At 40.9% G+C, this 21,820-nt stretch carries 24 protein-coding genes and 2 pseudogenes; 12 read left to right on the top strand and 14 right to left on the bottom strand.

The genetic code is table 11. The features are described from left to right. Window positions 1-9 precede the first annotated feature (9 nt). From AC6I5A_RS04095 to AC6I5A_RS04085, 3 genes are all read left to right on the top strand, one after another. Window positions 10-426: a secondary thiamine-phosphate synthase enzyme YjbQ gene (locus AC6I5A_RS04095; RefSeq protein WP_034612021.1), complete on the top strand. Its 417-nt coding sequence runs from the start codon at window positions 10-12 to the stop codon at window positions 424-426. A 296-nt stretch (window positions 427-722) separates the two neighbouring features. Continuing rightward, window positions 723-2,399: a PAS domain S-box protein gene (locus tag AC6I5A_RS04090; RefSeq protein WP_052167893.1), complete on the top strand. Its 1,677-nt coding sequence runs from the start codon at window positions 723-725 to the stop codon at window positions 2,397-2,399. A 276-nt stretch (window positions 2,400-2,675) separates the two neighbouring features. Then, entirely contained in the window at window positions 2,676-2,894 is a 219-nt protein-coding gene (locus tag AC6I5A_RS04085) for a hypothetical protein (RefSeq protein ID WP_034612018.1), read from the top strand. A gap of 50 nt (window positions 2,895-2,944) precedes the next feature. Here the strand turns inward: AC6I5A_RS04085 and AC6I5A_RS04080 are convergent, their stop codons facing one another. From AC6I5A_RS04080 to spo0A, 6 genes and pseudogenes are all read right to left on the bottom strand, one after another. Then, window positions 2,945-3,202: a hypothetical protein gene (locus AC6I5A_RS04080; RefSeq protein ID WP_034612014.1), complete on the bottom strand. Its 258-nt coding sequence runs from the start codon at window positions 3,200-3,202 to the stop codon at window positions 2,945-2,947. Then, complete coding sequence (locus AC6I5A_RS04075) at window positions 3,171-3,479, bottom strand: AbrB/MazE/SpoVT family DNA-binding domain-containing protein (protein ID WP_034612011.1); 309 nt, start codon at window positions 3,477-3,479, stop codon at window positions 3,171-3,173. Before AC6I5A_RS04075 ends, AC6I5A_RS04080 begins: the two co-directional genes overlap by 32 nt. A gap of 208 nt (window positions 3,480-3,687) precedes the next feature. Continuing rightward, a pseudogene (locus AC6I5A_RS04070) lies at window positions 3,688-4,388 on the bottom strand (N-6 DNA methylase); the annotation flags it as partial. A gap of 264 nt (window positions 4,389-4,652) precedes the next feature. Next, window positions 4,653-4,907 carry a DUF3102 domain-containing protein gene (locus AC6I5A_RS04065; protein ID WP_052167892.1) on the bottom strand — a complete coding sequence of 85 codons (255 nt, stop codon included), beginning with the start codon at window positions 4,905-4,907 and terminating at the stop codon, window positions 4,653-4,655. 163 nt (window positions 4,908-5,070) lie between these two features. Continuing rightward, window positions 5,071-5,358: a hypothetical protein gene (locus tag AC6I5A_RS04060; protein ID WP_034612008.1), complete on the bottom strand. Its 288-nt coding sequence runs from the start codon at window positions 5,356-5,358 to the stop codon at window positions 5,071-5,073. A 368-nt stretch (window positions 5,359-5,726) separates the two neighbouring features. Further along, a complete protein-coding gene (spo0A, locus tag AC6I5A_RS04055) occupies window positions 5,727-6,524 on the bottom strand; it encodes a sporulation transcription factor Spo0A (RefSeq protein ID WP_034612005.1) in 798 nt (265 codons plus the stop codon). Between the two features lie 378 nt (window positions 6,525-6,902). Here spo0A and AC6I5A_RS04050 point away from each other — a divergent pair, with 378 nt between their 5' ends. Beyond that, on the top strand, window positions 6,903-7,412 hold the full coding sequence (locus tag AC6I5A_RS04050) for a gamma carbonic anhydrase family protein (RefSeq protein ID WP_034612003.1): 510 nt from the start codon (window positions 6,903-6,905) through the stop codon (window positions 7,410-7,412). Window positions 7,413-7,484: 72 nt separating this feature from the next. Here AC6I5A_RS04050 and AC6I5A_RS04045 read toward each other — a convergent pair whose 3' ends face one another. After that, a complete protein-coding gene (locus tag AC6I5A_RS04045) occupies window positions 7,485-8,342 on the bottom strand; it encodes a damage-control phosphatase ARMT1 family protein (RefSeq protein WP_034612000.1) in 858 nt (285 codons plus the stop codon). A gap of 28 nt (window positions 8,343-8,370) precedes the next feature. After that, entirely contained in the window at window positions 8,371-8,760 is a 390-nt protein-coding gene (locus tag AC6I5A_RS04040; RefSeq protein WP_034611996.1) for a secondary thiamine-phosphate synthase enzyme YjbQ, read from the bottom strand. A 317-nt stretch (window positions 8,761-9,077) separates the two neighbouring features. Between AC6I5A_RS04040 and AC6I5A_RS04035 the strand changes: the two genes are divergently transcribed. The 5 genes from AC6I5A_RS04035 to AC6I5A_RS04015 all read left to right on the top strand — a co-directional run bounded on the left by AC6I5A_RS04035 (window position 9,078) and on the right by AC6I5A_RS04015 (window position 12,141). Beyond that, window positions 9,078-9,608, top strand: a complete 531-nt coding sequence (locus AC6I5A_RS04035) for a nitroreductase family protein (protein ID WP_034611993.1) — start codon at window positions 9,078-9,080, stop codon at window positions 9,606-9,608. A 185-nt stretch (window positions 9,609-9,793) separates the two neighbouring features. Beyond that, window positions 9,794-10,063: a hypothetical protein gene (locus AC6I5A_RS04030; RefSeq protein WP_052167891.1), complete on the top strand. Its 270-nt coding sequence runs from the start codon at window positions 9,794-9,796 to the stop codon at window positions 10,061-10,063. A 301-nt stretch (window positions 10,064-10,364) separates the two neighbouring features. After that, window positions 10,365-10,514, top strand: coding sequence for a small, acid-soluble spore protein, alpha/beta type (locus tag AC6I5A_RS04025; RefSeq protein WP_034611990.1), 150 nt, complete (start codon window positions 10,365-10,367; stop codon window positions 10,512-10,514). A gap of 113 nt (window positions 10,515-10,627) precedes the next feature. Beyond that, the gene (locus tag AC6I5A_RS04020) at window positions 10,628-11,104 is read left to right on the top strand and encodes a DUF456 domain-containing protein (protein WP_034611987.1); all 477 of its coding nucleotides are present in this window, start codon (window positions 10,628-10,630) and stop codon (window positions 11,102-11,104) included. Window positions 11,105-11,325: 221 nt separating this feature from the next. Beyond that, complete coding sequence (locus AC6I5A_RS04015; RefSeq protein ID WP_034611985.1) at window positions 11,326-12,141, top strand: CAP domain-containing protein; 816 nt, start codon at window positions 11,326-11,328, stop codon at window positions 12,139-12,141. 85 nt (window positions 12,142-12,226) lie between these two features. On the opposite strand, the gene AC6I5A_RS04010 is transcribed toward AC6I5A_RS04015, so the two are convergent. Both AC6I5A_RS04010 and AC6I5A_RS04005 read right to left on the bottom strand, forming a co-directional pair. Further along, complete coding sequence (locus tag AC6I5A_RS04010) at window positions 12,227-12,475, bottom strand: hypothetical protein (RefSeq protein ID WP_034612068.1); 249 nt, start codon at window positions 12,473-12,475, stop codon at window positions 12,227-12,229. 537 nt (window positions 12,476-13,012) lie between these two features. Then, on the bottom strand, window positions 13,013-14,413 hold the full coding sequence (locus AC6I5A_RS04005) for an amidophosphoribosyltransferase (RefSeq protein WP_034611982.1): 1,401 nt from the start codon (window positions 14,411-14,413) through the stop codon (window positions 13,013-13,015). 421 nt (window positions 14,414-14,834) lie between these two features. On the opposite strand from AC6I5A_RS04005, the gene AC6I5A_RS04000 reads away from it, so the two are divergent. Continuing rightward, window positions 14,835-16,073: a radical SAM protein gene (locus tag AC6I5A_RS04000; protein WP_052167890.1), complete on the top strand. Its 1,239-nt coding sequence runs from the start codon at window positions 14,835-14,837 to the stop codon at window positions 16,071-16,073. Window positions 16,074-16,192: 119 nt separating this feature from the next. Further along, window positions 16,193-17,308: a radical SAM/SPASM domain-containing protein gene (locus AC6I5A_RS03995; RefSeq protein WP_034611980.1), complete on the top strand. Its 1,116-nt coding sequence runs from the start codon at window positions 16,193-16,195 to the stop codon at window positions 17,306-17,308. 688 nt (window positions 17,309-17,996) lie between these two features. Here AC6I5A_RS03995 and AC6I5A_RS03990 read toward each other — a convergent pair. After that, a pseudogene (locus AC6I5A_RS03990) lies at window positions 17,997-18,158 on the bottom strand (hydrolase); the annotation flags it as partial. Window positions 18,159-18,469: 311 nt separating this feature from the next. Here AC6I5A_RS03990 and AC6I5A_RS03985 point away from each other — a divergent pair. After that, window positions 18,470-19,372 (top strand): SPFH domain-containing protein, encoded by a 903-nt coding sequence (locus tag AC6I5A_RS03985; RefSeq protein ID WP_052167889.1) that lies wholly within the window; start codon window positions 18,470-18,472, stop codon window positions 19,370-19,372. 60 nt (window positions 19,373-19,432) lie between these two features. Here the strand turns inward: AC6I5A_RS03985 and AC6I5A_RS03980 are convergent, their stop codons facing one another. The 3 genes from AC6I5A_RS03980 to AC6I5A_RS03970 all read right to left on the bottom strand — a co-directional run. After that, a complete protein-coding gene (locus AC6I5A_RS03980) occupies window positions 19,433-19,777 on the bottom strand; it encodes a lipopolysaccharide assembly protein LapA domain-containing protein (protein WP_052167888.1) in 345 nt (114 codons plus the stop codon). A 211-nt stretch (window positions 19,778-19,988) separates the two neighbouring features. Continuing rightward, window positions 19,989-21,224, bottom strand: coding sequence for a BaiN/RdsA family NAD(P)/FAD-dependent oxidoreductase (locus tag AC6I5A_RS03975; RefSeq protein ID WP_034611974.1), 1,236 nt, complete (start codon window positions 21,222-21,224; stop codon window positions 19,989-19,991). 245 nt (window positions 21,225-21,469) lie between these two features. Further along, window positions 21,470-21,820, bottom strand: a 351-nt coding sequence (locus tag AC6I5A_RS03970; RefSeq protein WP_034611970.1) for a hypothetical protein, incomplete at its 5' end; no start/stop codon positions are given.

Genomic DNA, 21,820 nt, shown 5'->3' with positions numbered 1-21,820 from the left:
TAATTGTTAATGAAACATTATCGAAAAGAACTTTGGTTTGAAACGAAAAGGCGGCGAGAATATATCAATATCACGCCCCAAATACATAATTGCCTAGAGGAAAGTAATATCCGGGAAGGACTGCTGCTTTGCAATGCCATGCATATCACAGCCAGTGTCTTCATTAACGATGATGAAAGCGGGCTGCACCAAGACTTCGAAATATGGTTGGAAGACCTTGCTCCTGAAAAGCCTTACGACCGTTATCGGCACAACGGTTACGAGGACAACGCAGATGCCCATCTAAAACGTACGATTATGGGCCGTGAAGTAGTGGTTGCGGTTACACAAGGGAAACTGGACTTTGGCCCTTGGGAGCAGATATTTTATGGAGAATTCGACGGTGGCCGCCGAAAACGTGTACTGGTCAAGATCATTGGCGAATGAACCTTCGTAGTAGTTTGCATTTGTTGTACAGAAGCACCGAATTTTAGTATTGTCTGAAAAAAGCCCAGGAACGTTTGGAGTATGTCGTAGTACATAAATTTGGTCATCTTCTGGTAAATTATCCATATAAAACGGTACAAAAATTTTAAAAATCTTTTGCAGGTAATTATAATATTTTCGCGAATAATACAAATAGCGCTAATTTTTCTTATAAGAGAAACTCATTTCAACTATCAATTAGCATCTGTTGGGAGAGCTCTTATTCTCTTAATAAAGAAAGGAGTGCATTTTAGAATATGAAAACGATTATTACGGATCTTCAGCAAACTGCAGCCAAGTTACAGGCTTCGGAAGAAATATACCAGAGTATCTTTGAAACAACTGGAACCGCAATGATAATAGTTGAAGACGACACGACGATATCCATGATAAATACGGAATTTAGAAAACTCTCCGGTTATTCAAAAGACGAGGTTGAAAACAAGTTAAGCTGGACGAAATTTTTTTTCGAAGATGATTTAAAGATAATGCTGGAATATAAACAAGCGCGTTTTAATGACCCGAATGCGGCTCCCAACAAATATGAGAGCCGTTTCATAAATAGGCATGGAAATGTTAGGAATGTCCTAATTAATGTAACAATGTTTACCGGAACAAGAAGGTGTGTAGTATCTTTAATGGATATTACATATCTAAAGCGGGCGGAAGAGGGACTTCAAAGGTATCAAATTCTCTTTAAATATGCCAGGGATATTTTTTTGTTCGTCCACTGCGACGGACACATTATTGAAGGTAACGACGCTGCACTCCAAGCCTATGGATACACTCGCGAAGAATTGACTTCTCTTAGTATCTATGACCTGCGAGCTCTTGAAACCGTTTCCATAGTGAAAGAGCAGATAGAACAGGCAGCCCAGAAAGGTATTTTGTTTGAAACTATCCATCGCCGCAAAAATGGCAGCACTTTTCCCGTAGAAGTAAGTTCACAAGGAACATTAATGGGTAATGGCAATGTGCTTTTAAACGTCATCCGAGATATTACCGACCGCAAACATGCTGAAGAGATAATCAAAATTTCAGAGGCAAATTATCGTACAATTTTCAATTCAGTTTCTGATGCTATCTTTATTCTAGATATTGGGTCCGGCAAAATTCTAGATGTGAATAATAAAACGTGTGAAATGTTTGGCTATTCCCAAGAGGAGATCAAACAACTCAGTATTGGGGAAATAAGTCTTGGTGAACCACCATATGATAATGAACATGCGAAAAAATATATGAAGAAGGCTGTTCAAGTTAAACCGCAGATTTTTGAATGGTTAGCAAAAAAAAATACCGGGAAGCCTTTCTGGGTTGAGGTAACCTTTAAACGGATCTTTTTAAATGACTGCTGTCGCCTGCTTTCAGTCGTTCACGATATCACTGTACGTAAGAAGATAGAAAAAGAGTTACGCCGTCTATCTTTCTTGGATGGTTTAACGGGTATTGCTAACCGACGATATTTTGACAAGAATCTGGAGAAGGAACTGAAACAGGCCGTGCGAAGTGGTACACCGTTAACCCTGATTATGTGTGATATTGATTATTTTAAGACATATAACGATACCTATGGCCATCTGGCAGGAGATAAATGTCTAATCAAAGTAGCGAATACTTTACAGCGTACATTAAAAAGGCCTACTGACATTGTTGCTCGATACGGTGGTGAGGAATTTGCTGTTATCTTACCAAGTACTGGGATAGACGGCGCTGCCAGAGTTGCCGAAAGGCTTCGGGCGAGAATTGAAAGCTTAGGCATTGATCATTGCGGTTCTTTAACAAGTAATTACATTACAATTAGCCTTGGGGTTGCTACTATATACCCTGAACCAAATTTCTCGTCCGTGGCACTGATTAATGCTGCTGATCAAGCTCTCTACCAGGCAAAAGAAGACGGCCGGAATCGAGCAAAACTTATCGATCTGTGCGGTTGAACACACCGATAATTACAATAACCTCTGAGAAATTAGCTTGATGCTTCTTCATATTGGGTCCTATAATAGATATTATGTAAAGTAGACCTAATGCAGGTAATTGACTTTTACCTTCTTTTTCACCTCAACAAAATTTCAGTATACTTATCAGTCTATTTAGTACAGTCTGTGACATAAAGACTGCTCTTAATCAAACTCTCTACTTGTGCACCCTTAATCCATTTTTGATGTTATGTGATATAATTAAACCACTAACATTTTACGGAGGTTGAGAAAATGGAAGAGATACTAAAACAAATCTTAGAGGAAAATAAAAATCTGGTAAACAGTGTTTCACAATTAGTAAATAGTCAATTAAGAATCGAAAAAATACAGAAAGCTATGGCTAAAGACATAAAAGAAATTAAAGATTACCAGCATAAGGGGTTAGACATAGATGTTGAAAAACTCCAAAACAGAGTTCGCAAAATTGAGGAAATCTTAAAAATCAGCTAAATGGAACCTGTCGTGTAACGGTGAGCGGTAGCGAACCGTTACACCGAGTATTAAAAGTCTTTTAATATGTTATGGTGCCCGACTGTACGTAAAACGATCGTATCGCTCGTTCTTTCAAAGATAATCCGAATATCCATACTTGCGTATGCTTCGATAAATACCGTCCCTTCAACTTTATGGGTTTGCAAGGAAGGATGTCTTGGATTTTCAGCGAGAAATCGAAGTGCTTTTATTGTCTGCTTTTGCTCTTCCGAAGAGAGCTGTAAAAAATTCTCATCAAAGCTCTTTGTCTTTATTACGACTGGCATTAGCAAGCTCCTCCAAGTCTTTTACAGCATCCTCCATGTTCTCAAATGTTTGATAGTCTCCCTTTTCTAAATCCTGTTGGCTTCGCAGTAGCTTCCCTTGCCATTCTTCAGTCCAAATGTATTTCTGGTTTTTATCAACCCAATCAACCGGCCTTAAAAAGATTCCTCCGTCCATTTTTTCAATTACAACATGATCCCCCTCATGTAGATTTACATCTTTAGCTATTTGCGCCAAGCTAATAAGCATACGTTTTTGTACTTGTTGAACAATAGCCATTTCCTTCGGCCTCCTGATTGTCAGTTATACTGTAATTACAGTATAACCTATATATCTGTAATTGAAAAGAACCCACGGCGTCCTTAATACTATTTTGTCGCCTAGCTAGTCCACACCCAATTGGACGGCACTGCATACGTCTTATCCCTATCTTTTACAAGTACCTGTTCCAACAATTCCTCAAGTGATAACTTCTCTTTCTTTGCCATCATTTATTACCACTTAAGCTTTTCAGCTCTTTTACTACACACAAGATTAAATCAACTGCTTCTTCAAACTGAGCGACAACTGCTTCCCCACTCTCTATCGGGTCCTGCAAATCGTCATAATCCAAAATGCTGTCATCCCTGATTAAACCTAAATCCAGGCTGTCGTTTTTCTCTTTTATCTGCTTCCTGGTGAAGACAGAGAAACGCTCGTCATTTACTGCCTTTCTGTCTTCTGCGGTATAGGCTTTGAAAAAGTCCTCAAAATGCTCCTGCTTTAGTGGGGTGGTCTTGCCAAAGCTCTGCATATTGGTACGCAGATCATAAAACCAGACTTCTTTTGTGTTGCCTTTATCCGTTGTACCACGGGTGAAAAACAGCACAATGGTTTTAACGCCCTGGGCATAAAAAATCCCGGTCGGTAATCTCAAAACAGTGTGTAGATTACATTTCTCCATCAAGTCTGCACGAATATTAGCCCCATCACCATCGGCAAAAAGCACATTATCTGGCAAGACAACCCCAGCCCTTGACTTTCCGTTCTGTCTAAGCGAACGATATTAATTGTTTGTTGGATGTTTTATAACAAAGTCATCACGAGTAGTCCGCTCCCCTCCTTTTTCGTTCCGAAGGGCGGATTGGTAATCACTACGTCAAAGCCTTTTATGATCTTGCCAACATTGGAAAGGGGCTTGCCAAAGATTTGGGTCGTATGGAGAGCGGGTGTTGCCGTAATAGCTATTTTTACGGCCTCAAAGTTTTCGAGAACGGTTCTGTATTTACTGATATAGTCATCCTGGTTTCGATAAAGCAGTTCATCCTCGCCCAGTTCTTTATCCAGGATATAGCCGCGATGTGCCTTTTCAGCCTCAGTACAACGGACTAAAAATGCTCTACTCTATCGGGTCCTAAGCATCAAACTAAAAAGCACAGGCAGAAATCAAGAGGATCACTGCCTGGGAGTATGTCAGATTGCGCACTGGTGCGTAATCTGAGTTGCTGTCGGAAGCATCAACGGTTCTTCCTTCGGGATATCTAAAAAAAGCACCGCCTGGCTGTAATTTAATTCGGATTCGAATCCGAATCTGAGGGGGTAAGTTGTTCGGTTGGCCTCCGTTAGCCACCTGCCGATCTTGACGGTAGCGGCAGGGTAGATTCTTTCAGCCTGGTATTTGATTATGTTAATTTCAGCCGCGATTACATGCGGTGTACGTCCGCTCATGGTCTCAGTTTCAGTTACTGTATCAATTACTTACCGGGCATGATATCCACGCTCCTTGAGACTAATTTCACTCATAGGATATGTAACCAAGCTTAGGAGTGTGACAACCTCAGTCATACTTCCCTTAACATAAATGCCGCTCGACTTTAATCAGGCGGCATTGTTATTTGGGATGAAAAGGGAAAAACGACATGTACCCTCTGTCTACATGAGCTATAATCCTATTTGGGCATCCTATTAATTGTTCTAATCCACCCTGAACACAAGGTAACTCATTTTGAAGACCCTTGAGAGACACTTCTGGAGTTTTTTCACATAAGTTAACCCAATCCTCGTATTCATTTTCGAGCTCTTTGATAGTTAATTCGCTCCTCTCTTTCTTAAGTGATTCATTAATGGCACATTGGTCTGCATCTCGGAGCATAATTATCCGGAGCGGTGCATCATCCAATATTCTTCCCCCCTTATACTTAGTTTTAAAGGTGGTCTAGGCACAACATCTTGCTAGCATATTATGCAAGGTGGCCTATCTATATACAGACAATCCGGAATCAGATTGTTTGCTCAAGTATGCCTAAACAACCTAAACAATAAGAAATCCCCTCACAAGGAGGGGAAGTAAGGAGGATCATAAACTTCAACTAATCTGAGTATTGATCGATGGATACCCACGTCCTTAATAAAGAAGGAATCATACCGATAATAACTAAGAGGATAATCAATTTCATTTTATAGAACACCCCTTCATATTTTTCTGGTCGTTGTATTTATCAAAACATATTTGTTACCGTTCTAAGACATGTGAAGAATCAAGCGGATTTAGCTAACCATACCCATTACTCTGAATTTATCGGCAAGAAGGGCTATGAATTCAGAGTTCGTGGGTTTTTGGCGCTCAATATTCATAGAATATCCGAAAATCCGTTTCAGCGTATCTGTTTGTCCGCGTTCCCACGCTAGTTCTATTGCATGACGAATTCCGCGTTCTACCCTAGTGGGTGCTGTATTATATTTTTTCGCAATGCCAGGATAGAGTTCTTTAGTCACCGCCCCTAACAATGAGGCATCCTCCACCACCATCAAAATTGCATCCCGGATATATTGATACCCTTTAACATGGGCAGGAATCCCAATTTGGTGCATCATCGTGGTCACTTCAACATTAAGATTGACACCGTTTCCTGTCGCTTTAACGATCGGCGAAGCTGAAGAAAACTGAGTAGGAATGGAGGACGACATATCCTGCATTAAAGAGCTGATACGTTTATTGAGTATATCCAGATCGAATGGTTTTAAAATAAAGTAGTCCACACCTAGCATCATTGCTTGATTAATCAATGATTCCTGCCCAAAAGCCGTCAGCATGATAATTTTAGGGCGTGTCAAAGTTGTCATAGCATTGATTCGTTCCAAAACGCATAATCCATCCATATTCGGCATCACAGCGTCTAGAATGATCAAATCCGGTTCCTTGGTTTGGATAAGCTCCCAGGCTTCTGAACCGTTATAAGCCACGCCAACTATGCTGAGTTCTTCTTGTCCTTGAAGGTGATTCTGTAACATTTGACAAAGATTACGGTTATCATCCGCGATAATAACTTCAATTCTCTTACCCATTCCCCAACATCCCGCCTTAACAGTATTCCGGTTTACAATATCTCTTTTATGCGCTTGTTTTGCCGGTGTCGTAATTATATGTTAAAGGACATGTCGAAATCCTAAAAAATAAGGTGACTTCGAAAAGTGGTTATGTTTTGAAAAAGCCTATCCGAAGAGGTTTTACAAATATTATTGGTAATATTTGTATCGCAAATTCTATTCTTATTTTTAAAGCGTAGAGAAAAGCAAAGAATTTAAGTGTATTGATGTCGACTAAACCCCTGTCTCGTCTTCTCTCAAAACATTACAAGCGCTAACTAGCATTTCTTAGACTCCCACAGTATAATGAATGTCAAAATCAAGGGTAACTTGCGGTGACCTAGTGGAGGAGAAAACATGGATAATCATCAATCTCAAAAACCGGAAATAGCTGGAAGCGTATATTTGGCAGATGGATGTAAAATAACCGGAGATGTAACGATCGGTGAAAACTCCAGTGTCTGGTATAACTCCGTCATTCGAGGCGATAGGGCAAAAATCAGTATTGGAAGAAATACTAATATTCAAGATTTGGTAATGATCCATACCAGCAAACATCGGCCTGTGATCATTCAAGACTACGTAACGATTGGTCATGCGGCAATTCTCCATGGATGTACTATCGGTCAAGGATCCCTTGTTGGGATGGGCGCGATTGTTCTCGATGGCGCAATAATTAATGAGGAAACCTCGATCGCTGCCGGGACCCTTGTCCCAGAAAATAAAACCTACCCACCCCGGGTTATGCTCATGGGTATCCCCGCAAGAGTCATCAGAGAACTTACCGAACTGGAAATAGAGTCTTTCCGCAAAATAGCTGAACGATATGTGAAGAAAGCAAAAGACACCAAGACGGTTCAACTATAAAATCGTGTTATACTCTTCCCCATCTTCGAATGATCAAGCAAGTATTGCCACACTGAAGTCTTGTGAACCCCCTTAACTACAACAAAACACCATTTCCCCAAATTGAACCCCTAAATTCTTCGCTACAATCTCACACTTGGCTCGCAACAAGAAATACAGCCTTCTATCCACTTTGCCGAGCGTTTCTAGAGACTCATAATTAGCCTGCCCTTTACTGATCACTATGTCAGCCTTTTTATAGGCCTGTTTGAATTCTGCCGAACAGTCTTCGAGAATTGTTCCTAAAAAACCGCTGCCATTGGAAATTACGCGAGTTTGCTTCAACATCCCTACATAAGCCGCATCTTCCATTGTGGCATCATTCAAAATCGGGCGGTCCTTAACTACATATGTGACCTCGATCCCCGATTCGGACAGTTGCTCAGCTAATAGCCTATCGAAAGCAATTTCCCCACTGTTATCTCCGAGAATTATTATCTCCCGGGCTTCTTTTAGTCTTTGCTGAAAAGACTCGTAATCATCCCGAGCAAAATTCTTCGCCATGGCCTCCCGAATACTCCCCTCAACATCAAAGTCTTTCAGGATGCCCATATCGATAATATTCCCGGCAACTGCAATTTGCAGAGCCGTAAAGAGTGGATCTGAGCTTTGGCGAATCCTCTCTTTTAACTGGGGCAGGAGTTTAAGAGCCAGCTCATTTGACTCCTTCTTAGCAGTATAAAATGGATCCTCGATTCCCAACAGTTCATTGACCTTTCTAAGAATAATGGTCGAGTTCTCAGCAGGGGTTCCTTGCGGGTCTAATTGAGGAAAGATGGGCAGCGTCTGATAGATGATTTGTCTCGCTTTTTCCTCAGATATTTCAGTTTGTGCCAAAGTATTGATCATTTGCTTAATATAGCAAGGAATACAATCCAAAACAACATTCACCGGTAAGAGCCTCCTCGACAGTTATTCTTCAGATAATTTTCACGTAACAAGTACGCGAACGGGGACCGTCAAATTCACAAAAGTAAATACCCTGCCAACGGCCTAAAAGCAATATCCCATTATGAATAATGACGGTTTGGGATGCTCCAACCGTGCTTGCTTTCAAGTGAGCGGCAGAATTACCTTCAAAATGGCGGTCTCCTGCCATATTCCATGGATATATCTCGTCCAACCTTCGAAGGAAATCTTTTTGTACATCCGGGTCGGCATTTTCATTAATTGTAATCCCCGCCGTAGTATGTGGGCAATAGACGACGACTTGCCCTTCCTGAACATTTTCCAGAACTTCTTCAACTTGCGCCGTTATGTCTAGCATTTCATCCCGTCTTTTTGTCTGAAGATGTATTTCATGAATCATATTATTACCTCTATTCAGCATAATCAATTCAATCTATCCCCTAATCTTAGGTTAGGGGATAGATTCTTTATATCTTACCACTCTCTTCTCCTCTGATTTTAACAGAAAGAGAGGTCTGAAAGAAGCTGAAAATAGAACCTCCTCATTGACATAATTGACATAATTGAAATCAAAATTATCTATTCCATAATATGCCATCTTGCGACTCTATTGCGTGGTCCACACTATCGTCTCAAAATAATGAAAATTGCCTTTACAATATTTTGAATATATACTTATAATGATATAAACTAATATCAGAATAGAGGTGGATTTGTATGAACCAAACTATTGAGACTATCATGAGAAGAAAGGGCGTAAAAAGCTATACAAGTCAACAAGTTAATGAAAGTGACATAAACATCATAATATCCGCCGGTATTGCCGGACCAATTGCTAGAAATATTCAGAACAGACATTTCACAGTTGTTCAAAACAAAGAATTGCTCCAGCAAATCAACGATGGCCTCCGAGTTCTAACGGATGCCCCATCCGACTATAACCCTTTATATGGGGCCCCAACACTAATAATTACTTCTGCTCCTATAGAGAATGCCCCATTTGCTGATCAAAACTGTGCTATAGCAGTGGAAAATATGACATTAGCCGCTACTGCTTTGGGGCTTGGCTCACGCTATATTGTCTCTCCGACAAGATTTATAGAAAGCGAAATTGGCAGCACCCTAAAGCAGGCAGTAGGTATTCCTAAAGGGTACCGTAGCGTTGCGTGCCTAATAGTTGGATATGATGCAGATCCATCTCAAACACCGGTCAGCAGAAACATGGATGTTGTAAACTATGTAAAATGATAATTTCGATTTGGCAAGGCCGCCTGAATTCAAACAGGCGGTCTTGTTGTTGTTTGTCACAACATGGACGGATGAGTTTATCAGTTTTGTGAAAGTATAAGTTTAGCCCCACTTATCCAAGAAATTCTTTAAACAATTGAGGAAACACTATTTAAGATAAATCAAATACAAGGAGGTTTTACTTAATGAGCAAACGCAAAGAGGGAATTAAAGACCTTAAATTACTCGGTGCCGCAATGGCTAAAATGGAGGCAGCTAGTGAATTAGCACAATTAAAAGATAAAGTCCCTCAGGTGGAGCAAGCTGTTTCCGGCATAATGAACCAAAGTCAACAGCCTTCCCAGAATCAATCCCAACAACAAGCTCAGTTACAAAAAGCTCAACTATTTGAGCAACTAGCTCAACAAGCTCAAGATGGTGAACAAAGAGCTCGAGATTTTAACAACCGTACCTAAATCCTATTGTCCAAAAATCTCAAAAAGATGGAATTTGATACAGCTGCCTGGGCAGATATCTGGAAAGGCATAGCCCTTTGGCACGTTGCAATTAAGTTGTTCACAGGTTATCCACAGTTTGTTAACAAAGTTATCCCCTCTTACTGTTTGACATTTTCCTTTTCTCACTCCAAAACTTTCCTGAATATATGCGTTCTATCTGGGTAAATTAGAACCAATAATTCGCGAATTATTAATGCCCCTAAGTTTCAGAATAATTTAATAGACGAAACTACTTAAAGCATTAAGGAGGTAATTTATCATGGCGAAGTATAATTTACCCGTGGACAAAAGCACAATTGCTTCACAATTTAATGTTCAATTAGGTGGGGATGCTACATCTCGTCAAAATGGTTCTGTGGGCGGAGAAATGGTTCGTCGTACATTTGAAAGCTTTGGTAAAATAAAATAGTTGCCTGCTATAAATAAAAAGGCCAGTGATAAACTGGTCTTTTTATTGTTATAATATTGTTATAACGGTTTCATTCCGTTTTGTGCCTTGAGCTTGCGAAAGGGATGATAATAATGATGACAACTGCTTTAATCCTGGCTCTGGTTTTGTTTGTATTGGGGCTTCTGGGAACCGTCCTGCCTGTTTTACCCGGTGCCATCCTCATCTACGGCGGCATGTTACTTTATGGGGTTATGACGCACTTTTCAACCCTGGACACCAACTTTTTTCTCATCCAGGCTTTAATCTCGGTTTTGATTTTAGCAATTGATTTTCTGGCTTCTGCTGCCGGAACCCGCCAGTTCAAAGGCAGTAGACAGGCTGTCTGGGGCGCAGTCATCGGTACATTCTTAGGCCTGCTCTTTTTCGGACCGCTGGGAGTTATCATCGGTCCCTTCCTGGGTGCTGTAATAGCAGAATTTATTAACAGCCCCGACTTGAACCAGGCGATCCGGGTCGGTATTGGTACTCTAATCGGTTTTATCGGCGGTACCATTTTAAAGTTAGGTATTGAAATCATCATGATTATCTATTTCTTTATCAAGATTTAAGTTGCTTACGTAGAAAACCCGCTATTTCTATTTTAGCGGGTTTTCGTTATGTCTTCTATTTGCACTAGTTTTAGGTGCTCGCCCAAGAGAAGCCCCTTGACACAGCCAGAGAGATTACTGATTCCCAACTGTAATTAATTACCGATATTAAGAGACAACTTGTTATGTTATACTACTGTTGTCTCAAAGCTTTTCCTAAATTATCATGAGGAGGAATATTTGTGAAGAAAATATTCGGGTTTTTAATCGGAGTACAGACCATTGTCCTGATAACCGCTGTTACCTTACCGGTACAAGCCGCCATTAAAATAGGCGCACATCAAACCTTATCAGGTTCTGTTGTTACTCTTAAGACTAACGTTCCCGTCACAACACAAGTCACTCCCGTTCCTACAACTTCTACTCCGGCAACCCAAACCACTGTTACGACACCAATCACTACATATGTTCAAACCTCAACACCCACGCAAACTCAATCGGTCAAGATCGGCCAGCCTACCGGCAGCGGAAATGTAATTTCCTTAAAAAATATTGTTACACAGCCCACTGCCATCCCGGTAACGGTTACTTCACCCGTAACTACTACTTCTTCCGCCATACCAACCACTACAACCACCACAACCACTGCAACCACTACGCTCCCCGTTATTCCATCTTTGACAGAAATAACGGCCAATGAGCAAAAGATGATCGACATGATTAATCAGGAACGTATTGCTGCGGGTGTAAATCCACTCAAATTAGATCTTCGGCTAGCCGCAGTTGGACGCGCCAAAGCCAACGACATGATAATAAACAATTACTTCAGTCATACCTCTCCCACTTACGGAAGCCCATGGGCCATGATGCAACAAGTGGGGCTTACTGTTGGCTGGGCTGGGGAAAATATCGCCCGTAACCAGTCTGTTGAGAGCGCAATGGCAGGATTCATGCAAAGCCCGGGCCACAGAGCAAATATTCTGGATCCTCGTTTCACTCATGTTGGCATAGGGATTGCGGGAAATATCTACGTCCAAGAATTCTTGCAAGAAAAGTAAACTTAACAAATCGCTATGCATAGGTTGATGCCTATCGTTCAATTAGAAAACACATTAATCCTTAACTGCTGATCTTAATCCCCTCTTATAGTTTAAATAAATACCACTTACAGGTCCGCAACTCATATTTTAGCTCAAATGGTCTTAACTCCCCGTTAATCTCGCTCTGGCACCTGTAAATTATCATCCGGTTTCCGGCCAGTTTTTCTTCAGACCTCGATGTAACTTGCTCAACCTTTATTACCTTACCCTCAAGTTTATACCTCACCGGAGTTGCAATCCCATCCTTACTAAACCAGGCAATCATTTCAATTGGTTTCATTACTATTTTCATACTAACCACACTTTGCCCAATCTCCCGTTATGCATTCGGTACATCCTCCAGCACGGATTAGTTTGTTCCGGCACACGGGGCATTTGTCGTGCTGAATTAGCCACTGTTCACACCGCTCCAAGCAATAAGTTTTTCGGTTACAATCAGCGCATACATCTTTCATCTCACTCGCCTCACAGTACATATATTTGGTTGTCTATCGAACTTATGTTCTTATTATAGCCATATTCTGAGATAATATCAATGAAAACTATTTCAAATTAATATCGCATGGCCGCCAATAACTTACTCATTCTTTAACTCTCTGGGGGCATTATACTTGCAGAAAGGGGCTGTGTCATAAGTAAATTCCTTATGAAAACAGCCCCACTATTAGAAAGTCTTTAATTTTATTTGGTCTTCCACTGGATAGCTAAATTATTGTTAATTCAATAAAACTCATACCACTTTATTTAAAGGGACTGTGTTTGCACACAGCCCCATATAGATCTGCCACATCAGCCGGTTGTGAAGTCTTTACTTGGCCTAATGCCATTACTATTCTTTCCCAGTCCAGCAATAAGTACATATTTTATCCTCGCCTACACCGATTGCGGCAATCATGTCATGGATGTTTTGGTATTTTAGCGTTGAAAAGTTAAGTCGCTTTCTAATACAATCCAACATACAATTGTACTTTTCTGTTGCCGGATCACAATATGCCTCAAAAGACTCCGGTACTTTTCCCTCAAGCTCAATGATGGCCTGCCTGGCCACGAGATCCATTTCTGAACGGGAAGTTGAGAAGTTCAGGAATTTACAACCGAAAACAAGCGGAGGGCAAGCTGATCGAATATGAACCTCTCTGGCATTGCAGTTATAGAGCAAGTCTACAGTTTCTCTCAACTGAGTACCGCGAACAATTGAATCATCACAAAAGAGCAGGCGTTTATCAGCAACAAGTTCGGCAATGGGCATTAGTTTCATTCTGGCTACCAGATTTCTTATGTCCTGATCCTGCGGCATAAAACTCCTTGCCCAAGTTGGTGTATATTTTATGAAAGGACGTCCATAAGGTACTTTGGATTGGTTTGAGTAACCGATGGCATGTCCAACACCTGAGTCAGGTATTCCGGCAACCATATCAATATCTACATCGTCGTTTTTGGCCATTGCAGCACCATTTCTATAACGCATAACCTCAACATTCATTCCTTCATAGGTTGAGGATGGATAACCGTAATAGACCCATAAAAAAGCACAAATTTTCATTTCATCCCGAGACGGCGCAATTTTCTCAACACCGTCCTGCGTCAAAAGAATGATTTCTCCCGGACCGAGTTCATAATTAAGACTGTATCCGAGGTTTGCAAAAGTGCAGGATTCAGAGGAAACGCAGTAAGAGCCCTCTTTCTTTCCTACTATCAAAGGCGTTCTGCCAAGTTTATCCCTTGAAGCATAAATCCCTTGCGGCGTTAAAAGCAGAATAGAACAGGATCCCTGAAGCAACTCCTGTGCTTTTAACAAACCGTCCTTAAAAGAATTTTCATGATCTATTATAACAGACACCAGCTCAGTTGGATTAATAGCGCCCTTGCTCGTTTCCATGAAATGAATATTATGATTGAAGAATGCTTTGTCAGCGATTTCATCAAAATTGTTAATTTTTCCTACTGTAGTGATCGCATATTTACCATGATGCGAACGTACTGTAAGAGGCTGAGGATCCGTATCGCTAATACACCCTATGCCCATATTACCTTTTATTTTTGGTAGCTCCGATTCAAACTTTGCTCTAAACTGAGTATTTTCGATGTTATGAATTGACCTGTTAAAACTGTTTCCGCTCCAGATAGCCATTCCACCCCTACTGGTTCCCAGGTGCGAATGGTAATCCGTACCAAAATACACATCCATTACGCAGTCTTCTTTTGAAACAACACCAAATAATCCGCCCACTGCAACTACACCCCTAGCCCTTGATAAGTTTTAACTGATATATTTTATCGCTTTGAAAGAGAACTGCTGTCTCCACAGCCCTGTCCAGGGTAGCATATTTAGATTTTATTCAACTTTATTCTATCATCTTTTACCGCTTTTTTGTTTATTAAACAAAATAATTTCAGTTTCGTTCTTTATCTGTCGATTTTTTCATGCGCGGTATGAAAACTACCTTACCTTTTCTTTCCGGGCAAATTGTATATCTCTGCTTTACAGTGTAGCCTTAACTTTGCAAATGACCGGATTAGCGTAATTTCATGTAAACATACATATGTAAAATTCCCAATATATTATATAATGAGTTAGATAATAAAGTAAGCTGTTCACCCGGAAGTGTTGCAAGCGGTTTTACCAATACAGCTACTGAGAGGTATTCCCATTGATAATAAAAGAAATATCCAAAATAAAAAAAGAACTCTGCCGGAACTGTGGTTTTTGCCATAAATATCTTAGCTGCCTTGACAATCCTGAAGAATGTACAGGATGCGGTGCATGCGTTGAAGCCTGCCCCGGCTATGCCCGTTACCTGAAATCGGAACGCGTCCGTGAAAAAATAATTACCATTATTATTGATAAAAAGCATTACGAATTTAATGAACAGATAACAATCCTGAAGGCCCTGGAAAAGGCCGGCTATACCATTTCACATTTTCACGGGGAAGGACATGTCCATGCTCCGTGCCGCACAGGAGGTTGTTGGAGTTGCGCCGTATTAGTGGATGGTGAGTTAAAACCATCGTGCGTTACGCCAATACGTAATGGAATGAGCATAGATACCGGGATTGAGGCTATTGAGGAACACCCTCCCCTGCGAATGGTAGCGTCATTTGAACCCCACACAGTTGGGGGAGTAGGTACACCTCACTGGGTGAAAAAAAAGTCGTTATATGCTGCCACACCCCGCTATACTGAAATTGTTGCCTTTACCCAGGGTTGTATTTTACGTTGCCCTTCATGCCAAAACTGGCCATACACATACGCCTCAAGGGGTACTCCGCTTACGCCGGAGCAAACGGCCAAGATACTTGAATCCAAAAGGCAAGCCTATCATGTGGAACGGATTACATTATCCGGCGGAGAGTGTACTTTAAATAACCGCTGGTTAATTGAACTGCTTGAAAATTTACGTAAACTCTGCCCTCCGGAAGTACACCTCCATATAGACACCAGCACCGCTATGTTAACAACGGATTATATAGATCAACTTGTTGCCGCCGGGATGACAGATATCGGGCTGGATATTAAAGCCGCACGCTTGGAAACCTTTGCTAAAATATCAGGTTTAAGTTCATCAGATCTTACCCGTCGGTTATTACAACAAACCTGGAGCAGTGTTGAGTATCTGCTGGAGCACTACCGGGACAGGATCTTTATTGGCATTGGTATAGTGTATAATAATTCACTCATCACTATCGAGGAAGTCCAGGAAATAGCATCCCGCCTTTTAGCAATCGACCCCTCCGTACAGGTTTGCCTTCTTGATTACAGACCGGAATTCAGGCGTCTGGATCTTAAAAAACCATCACCGGGACAAATGCTTGATGTCTGGAAACTTTTAAAGGGTATGGGCTTGGAATATGTCACCTGTCAAACATCGGCCGGATTCTTTGGACCATAATCCTCCTATCCGTTAATCCTGCGCTTGTCGCTGTTGAAGCTTTTGGTTGATTAAACCCATAATAACCTGTTTTGAAACTGAGTTTTTGGTAACAGATATTATGAGAGGGAGGAATTGTTATGATAAACGGCCTGTCCCCAGCGGAGTTTTTGGAAATTACCAGAAAAAAATATCATGAAATGGTTAAGCAAGCTAAACCAATGATGTGCTGGTTTAGTACAACGGAAGCGTGCAACCTAAGATGTAAATTCTGTTTTGCCGGGTCCCATTTCCCTTTGGAAAATGAGCTTTCCACCACTGAAGCCTTGAAAGTAATAGATAACATCGCTGAAGCCGGGACCGAGGCTATCGTCTTTGGAGGAGGGGAACCCAGCTCAAGGAAGGATTTATTAGAACTGGCAAATTATGCGGTAAATCGTCATGGCATGATGGCATCCCTAAATACTAATGGTCAATTATTAGCTGATAAGCATTATGTACGGGCCTTGGCAAGCGCCGGATTTTCTCAGATTAAAATCAGTGTCGACGGACTAAAGGATAGTCATGATTGGAACCGCGGAAAAGGAACTTTTGAAAAATGTATCCAGGCTTTAAAGAACTGTGTTGAAGAAGAATTCCCGAGTATCTGGCTGATAGCTACTATTTCTAAACTGAATTTCGATGAAATTCGAGAACTCACAAAGCTGGGCGTTGAGTTGGGTGTGGATGTGGGAATGGTACAACTTCTCCCTATCGGAAGAGGGGAGGCTACAAAGAATCTAATGTTATCCAAAGAACAAACCAGGGAATGGCAAAGGATCTTAGTTGAACAAAAGAAAATCTATGGCGCAAGCAGGGTGCTTTTTGAGGATCGTTATCAAATAAGTGAAGATGAAGCTGCTTTGAATATTTCCATAGATCCCGAACGGATTGGGACCTATCTGGATTCACCGGCCGGATGTGTTACCGGTATTTGGCAATATATTATTGGCGCTGACGGTCAGGTATATGTCGGGGATGTCATAGCTCCCGAAATGTCTATCGGTAATTTGAGAGAAAGCAAACTCAGTGATCTATGGTCCAACTCGGAACTGATAAATTTACTGCGAGACAGGGATAAATTAAAAGGCAAGTGTGGCAGGTGCGAGTTGCGATTCGTCTGCGGAGGCTGTAGACGAATGGCCTACGGCCTTACCGGAGACATTATGGCGTCGGATCCGCAATGCTGGTATGAACCACGCCTGGGCAAGGATTAGTTACATGCTCTTTAGCTAGATTGTAGCATTTTTTCCATTTGCTACCATATTTTTTTAAGTTAAGTGATTGACCTTGCTGGATAATGACAGATGACAGAACACAAAAATAAACTCCAATAATTGCCAGCATAATATAGAGCTCAAAAGATCAATATAAGATCATAAGGGTACGTAATGGTTGAGCCAAGATTTATATATGCTCATTAGGGGTGTATATGGGTCGGCCAAAGAGTATATACAGGTGGTAGAACGCTTGTATATAGTCGGAGGGAAGATCTTTTATGGTGGGGAAAAGCTTTTCTGCAGTCCATTTTCGATTGCCTTGAGGTTCCAACTTATCATAATGGATCGAGCTAAGATTTTGCAGGGTGTTGGAATTTTCATACTCAATCATATGTTGGAAAATATATGCATGGGTAAGAAGTCGGTTATATCGAGCCGAAAGGTTTTATATAGCTGGGTAGATATCTTGCAAGGTTGAACGAATCATTAGTATAGGTGGTAACCTGCTTGATTATGGTCGGAAGATCCTAGTTAGGTAATCAACGATCTATATTGGTGTCAGGTAGATCATTGCGTGCTCTTATACATATCCTTAAAGGTCGCTAGTGATAGCGACTTTTTTATTTGGCTCAGAAATCCCCTCACAAGGAGGGGGAGTAGAGAAGAACCTATGGGGCTATCAGCCCTATTTTATTAGTTTGGAGAGTTCCCTGAACAGAGGTGTATCCGCTTGCTTCAATAAATCAAAGAATACTGTTTCTGTATTAGTTACTACTGCTCCCATAGACGACATAAGAGATAACCCGTTCCGGTAATTTTCCTTGGTTCGTGAACACACCGCATCACCCTAATCTGTCTTGGATATCAATTATCAATAAAACTACTTCTTTTCCAATAAGCGTATATTTGTTCAATGTTGACACTCCTCCCTTCTCTTCAATTTTTCACTATCTTTCGAACCATACCTTTGTAAACCACGGGACCACTACGTATAAATACAATCGTTTTGCACGATGCTAGTAGAAAAATATTTCATTTAATAGTATATTACATATAATAGTAATAGCCTATATTCCATTATATTACATTTATTACATTATTTACATACAATTATCGTTTCGGATTCTAACCCATATTAAATTGTGAGGTGCTGTTCAAATGCATAATCCAAATGTTAACCTGCCTAATTTTGCTTTTCGAGGACCTAGTCCGGTATCCATATTCCTGGCTCTTATCATTCTGCTTGCCAGTGGCTTAATTTGGTTTATAACAGGATGGTATGGCTGGATAGCAATTGGTTTTTTCTCAGCAATTTTAGTTGGTTACGGCGTGAAAGTTGCCGATCAGTGGGAGAAAGCTGTCGTTCTCCGTCTCGGTAAGTTTAGCCACTTAGCCGGTCCAGGTTTGTTCTTTGTAATTCCAATAATAGATGCTGTAAGTAACTGGATAGACCACCGTACGATAACTACGACTTTTAAAGCTGAACAAACTTTGACAAAAGATACTGTACCTGTTGACGTCGATGCTGTGTTATTTTGGACAGTTATGGATGCTAAGAAAGCTTCTCTGGAAGTAGCGGATTATAAGGACGCCGTGTTTTGGGCTGCCCAAACGGCTTTAAGGGATGTTATCGGTCGAACAAATTTAGCTGAGATGCTTTCGGACCGGGAAAGAATCGATCGGGAACTAAAAGAGGTAATTGACATGCGAACAGAACCATGGGGTGTTAATGTCAATGCTGTAGAGATTCGGGATGTCGTTTTGCCCACAGGCTTACAAGACGCAATGAGCCGAGAGGCTCAAGCAGAACGCGAACGGCGGGCCAGAATAATCTTGGGAACTGCTGAGACGGAAATTGCTGATAAATTCGCTGAAGCTGCTAAATCTTATGAGAATAATCCTGTTGCTTTGCATCTACGGGCAATGAATATCTTGTATGAGGGAATCAAAGAAAAAGGCGCGATGGTCATTGTCCCTTCTTCCATAGTTGAGACAATGGGTCTAGGGGCAGTGTCTGGTTTAACTAGCCTCGCTTCAACAGTCAGAAATTCCGATGAGTAACGGTTAAAGCCACGAACTTCTTATTGTAACAGGTTTGTGGCCACTTTTTCTCTAAGTTATTTAATCATTTGGTTGATATGTACCTATATCAGGTCCCTGCCCTACAACCGTCTTTTGGTTTTTAGTATTTGCTTCAAGCTTATATATTAACTGTCTGTTTTCTTCTTCCAATGCAATTATTGTTTTAGTTGAGTTTTTGACTTTTGACCTAAGCTTGACCAATCTGACCAGGCTGAGCAACATCACAATAACTGCGCCAAACATTGTTGAAATTAGTATTACTAAAGCTTGTGATACTGCTATTTTTAGGGTGAAAAAATTAACTTCAACAGACCCGGCGTTTTGTAAAGCAAGAACCGTCACAACAACGGCAAACAATAGGGATAATATAAATCTCCAATCCATATTTTAGCCTCCTTCAAATGAATTTCGATCCAAAAACTATAATTACATATATTTTCAACATTACCTTCCATTATCCTGCCTCTTACGCCATAAATTGCACAAAAGGATGACATGAGACGCTTCTCCTGTCATCATTCTTTCATCAATATGGCGATACTAAGTCATTACTTTTTCGGCCGTTTTAAATGACAACCTCCTGTTGCTCAGTAACTTAGAGAGCTGCACTCTGTCCCGCTAAAAATCCAGATGACCATGCCCATTGAAGATTATAACCACCACAACTCCCATCTATATCCATTATCTCACCGGCGAAAAATAAGCCCTTAACCGTTTTAGATTCCATAGTATTTTGATTTATTTCATGAGTGTCGACACCGCCTGCGGTTACTTGTGCACTAGGCCAACTCTTGGTTCCCCTGATCTTAAATCTCCAACCACTCAAAATATCTATGATCCCTTCTCGCTCTTGAGCAGACAGCATACCAACCGGACGTTTAAAATTATTAATACCCGCTTCGGTTAGCACTACAGGTATTAATCTTTTATTTATAAGCCCAACCAGGCTAAAGTCAATCGGCTTGTTTGAACTTATTTGAGAGCGTTTGCAGATTAGTTTACTTAACTCTTCTCTGGACAGCTTATCCATTACATTTATTTTTAAATGCCCTTCTTTACCTTCTTGTAAAAGTTCTCCGGCTTTCCTGCTTATCTGGAGAATAGGCGGACCTGATACTCCATAATTAGCAAAAAGAATATCTCCTCTATCTTTAGCAACTGATTTATTATTATAAACAATCTCGGCAGTCCCTACAAATTTAACTCCCTCAATACGTTTGAAAAACGATCCTTCCAACATCAATTGCACCAGAGCAGGAAAAATATCGGTAATAGTATGCCCCAGGCGGATTACTAAATCATAGCCCCGGCCATCGGACCCGCTGGAAGGCATAGCTTTCCCACCGGCTGCAATGATAACCCTATCCCCCAGATATACTTTCCCGTTTTCCAATTCTATTATAAATTTATTTTTTTTCCTGTGTATATCTTTTACACAAGCATCACAAATAATATTGACTCCCAGTTCATTTAATTCATACAAAAATACATCCAAAATACTGGAAGCCTGATCGGACATGGGAAAGACCTTGCCCAAATCCTCTATTTTATGTTCTATCCCTAATTTCTCAAAAAACCTAATGGTATCGTCTATGGTGAAATATGCTAAGGCACTATAAGCAAATTTGGGGTTGTTCCCATGATAACAAGTTATATCGGCATTTACATTTGTGAAGTTGCAGCGGCCATTTCCTGTAGCCAGTATTTTTTTGCCTACCCGCGGATTCCTCTCCAGGATCGTGACATCAGCACCCAGTCTTCCGGCCGAGATTGCAGCAGTCATTCCGGCTGCTCCTCCCCCAACCACTATTACATCCTTCTTTGTCTTCATATGTACTCCCCAATATCTTTGGTGTTCATTATATTATTCCCAGTTTACTATAAAAAACCAAATTTATCGACTCATATCTTTAGTTGCTGACATTCCGCAAGTTTCCTCGAGCCTTACCGGAGATAACGGGTGATAAATACACTTGGCTGGCTTTAACGTTGGCCAATGAATAGCCGAGTGTTCCTGTAGCCAAGGACAGCAGACTTCTTTCTGTTATTAAAGGTTATGTTTATTTAATCCATCAGTCATTTATGTTTGATAATTAACAGAATTCCACTCACTGTTAAAAGGATACCCAGTACCTTATTTAGTATCTTACCCGAAGAAACACTTTTCGCCAGCACAGACTTTGATGGCTCGTTACATCTTTGACCTGATTTGCAGAGTTTCTGTTTTGTCATGTCCGGCAGGTCTGATTGGGCATTTATTGTTCCAGACCATGACTCCGGCTTGCTTACACAGCACATCACTGTGGGATGCTGCCGCCGATAAGAAGTGCCAAGAACTATAACGTTCGAAGACGGCACCTTGATTTCGCTTTTCAACGAATACCTTCGACTTCCTATCATATTAACTATAATGTACCCATGAATTAG

Source organism: Desulfosporosinus sp. Tol-M2, assembly GCF_059735615.1.
This window is presented reverse-complemented; position numbering and strand designations above follow the sequence as displayed.

Excerpts from the sequence above, each read along its gene's own strand:
- AC6I5A_RS04095 (WP_034612021.1), top strand. The coding sequence starts at position 10 with ATGAAACATTATCGAAAAGAACTTTGGTTTGAAACGAAAAGGCGGCGA.
- AC6I5A_RS04090 (WP_052167893.1), top strand. The coding sequence starts at position 723 with ATGAAAACGATTATTACGGATCTTCAGCAAACTGCAGCCAAGTTACAG.
- AC6I5A_RS04085 (WP_034612018.1), top strand. The coding sequence starts at position 2,676 with ATGGAAGAGATACTAAAACAAATCTTAGAGGAAAATAAAAATCTGGTA.
- AC6I5A_RS04080 (WP_034612014.1), bottom strand. The coding sequence starts at position 3,202 with ATGCCAGTCGTAATAAAGACAAAGAGCTTTGATGAGAATTTTTTACAG.
- AC6I5A_RS04075 (WP_034612011.1), bottom strand. The coding sequence starts at position 3,479 with ATGGCTATTGTTCAACAAGTACAAAAACGTATGCTTATTAGCTTGGCG.
- AC6I5A_RS04065 (WP_052167892.1), bottom strand. The coding sequence starts at position 4,907 with ATGAGCGGACGTACACCGCATGTAATCGCGGCTGAAATTAACATAATC.
- spo0A (WP_034612005.1), bottom strand. The coding sequence starts at position 6,524 with ATGGGTAAGAGAATTGAAGTTATTATCGCGGATGATAACCGTAATCTT.
- AC6I5A_RS04050 (WP_034612003.1), top strand. The coding sequence starts at position 6,903 with ATGGATAATCATCAATCTCAAAAACCGGAAATAGCTGGAAGCGTATAT.
- AC6I5A_RS04040 (WP_034611996.1), bottom strand. The coding sequence starts at position 8,760 with ATGATTCATGAAATACATCTTCAGACAAAAAGACGGGATGAAATGCTA.
- AC6I5A_RS04035 (WP_034611993.1), top strand. The coding sequence starts at position 9,078 with ATGAACCAAACTATTGAGACTATCATGAGAAGAAAGGGCGTAAAAAGC.
- AC6I5A_RS04030 (WP_052167891.1), top strand. The coding sequence starts at position 9,794 with ATGAGCAAACGCAAAGAGGGAATTAAAGACCTTAAATTACTCGGTGCC.
- AC6I5A_RS04025 (WP_034611990.1), top strand. The coding sequence starts at position 10,365 with ATGGCGAAGTATAATTTACCCGTGGACAAAAGCACAATTGCTTCACAA.
- AC6I5A_RS04020 (WP_034611987.1), top strand. The coding sequence starts at position 10,628 with ATGATGACAACTGCTTTAATCCTGGCTCTGGTTTTGTTTGTATTGGGG.
- AC6I5A_RS04010 (WP_034612068.1), bottom strand. The coding sequence starts at position 12,475 with ATGAAAATAGTAATGAAACCAATTGAAATGATTGCCTGGTTTAGTAAG.
- AC6I5A_RS03995 (WP_034611980.1), top strand. The coding sequence starts at position 16,193 with ATGATAAACGGCCTGTCCCCAGCGGAGTTTTTGGAAATTACCAGAAAA.
- AC6I5A_RS03985 (WP_052167889.1), top strand. The coding sequence starts at position 18,470 with ATGCATAATCCAAATGTTAACCTGCCTAATTTTGCTTTTCGAGGACCT.
- AC6I5A_RS03980 (WP_052167888.1), bottom strand. The coding sequence starts at position 19,777 with ATGGATTGGAGATTTATATTATCCCTATTGTTTGCCGTTGTTGTGACG.
- AC6I5A_RS03975 (WP_034611974.1), bottom strand. The coding sequence starts at position 21,224 with ATGAAGACAAAGAAGGATGTAATAGTGGTTGGGGGAGGAGCAGCCGGA.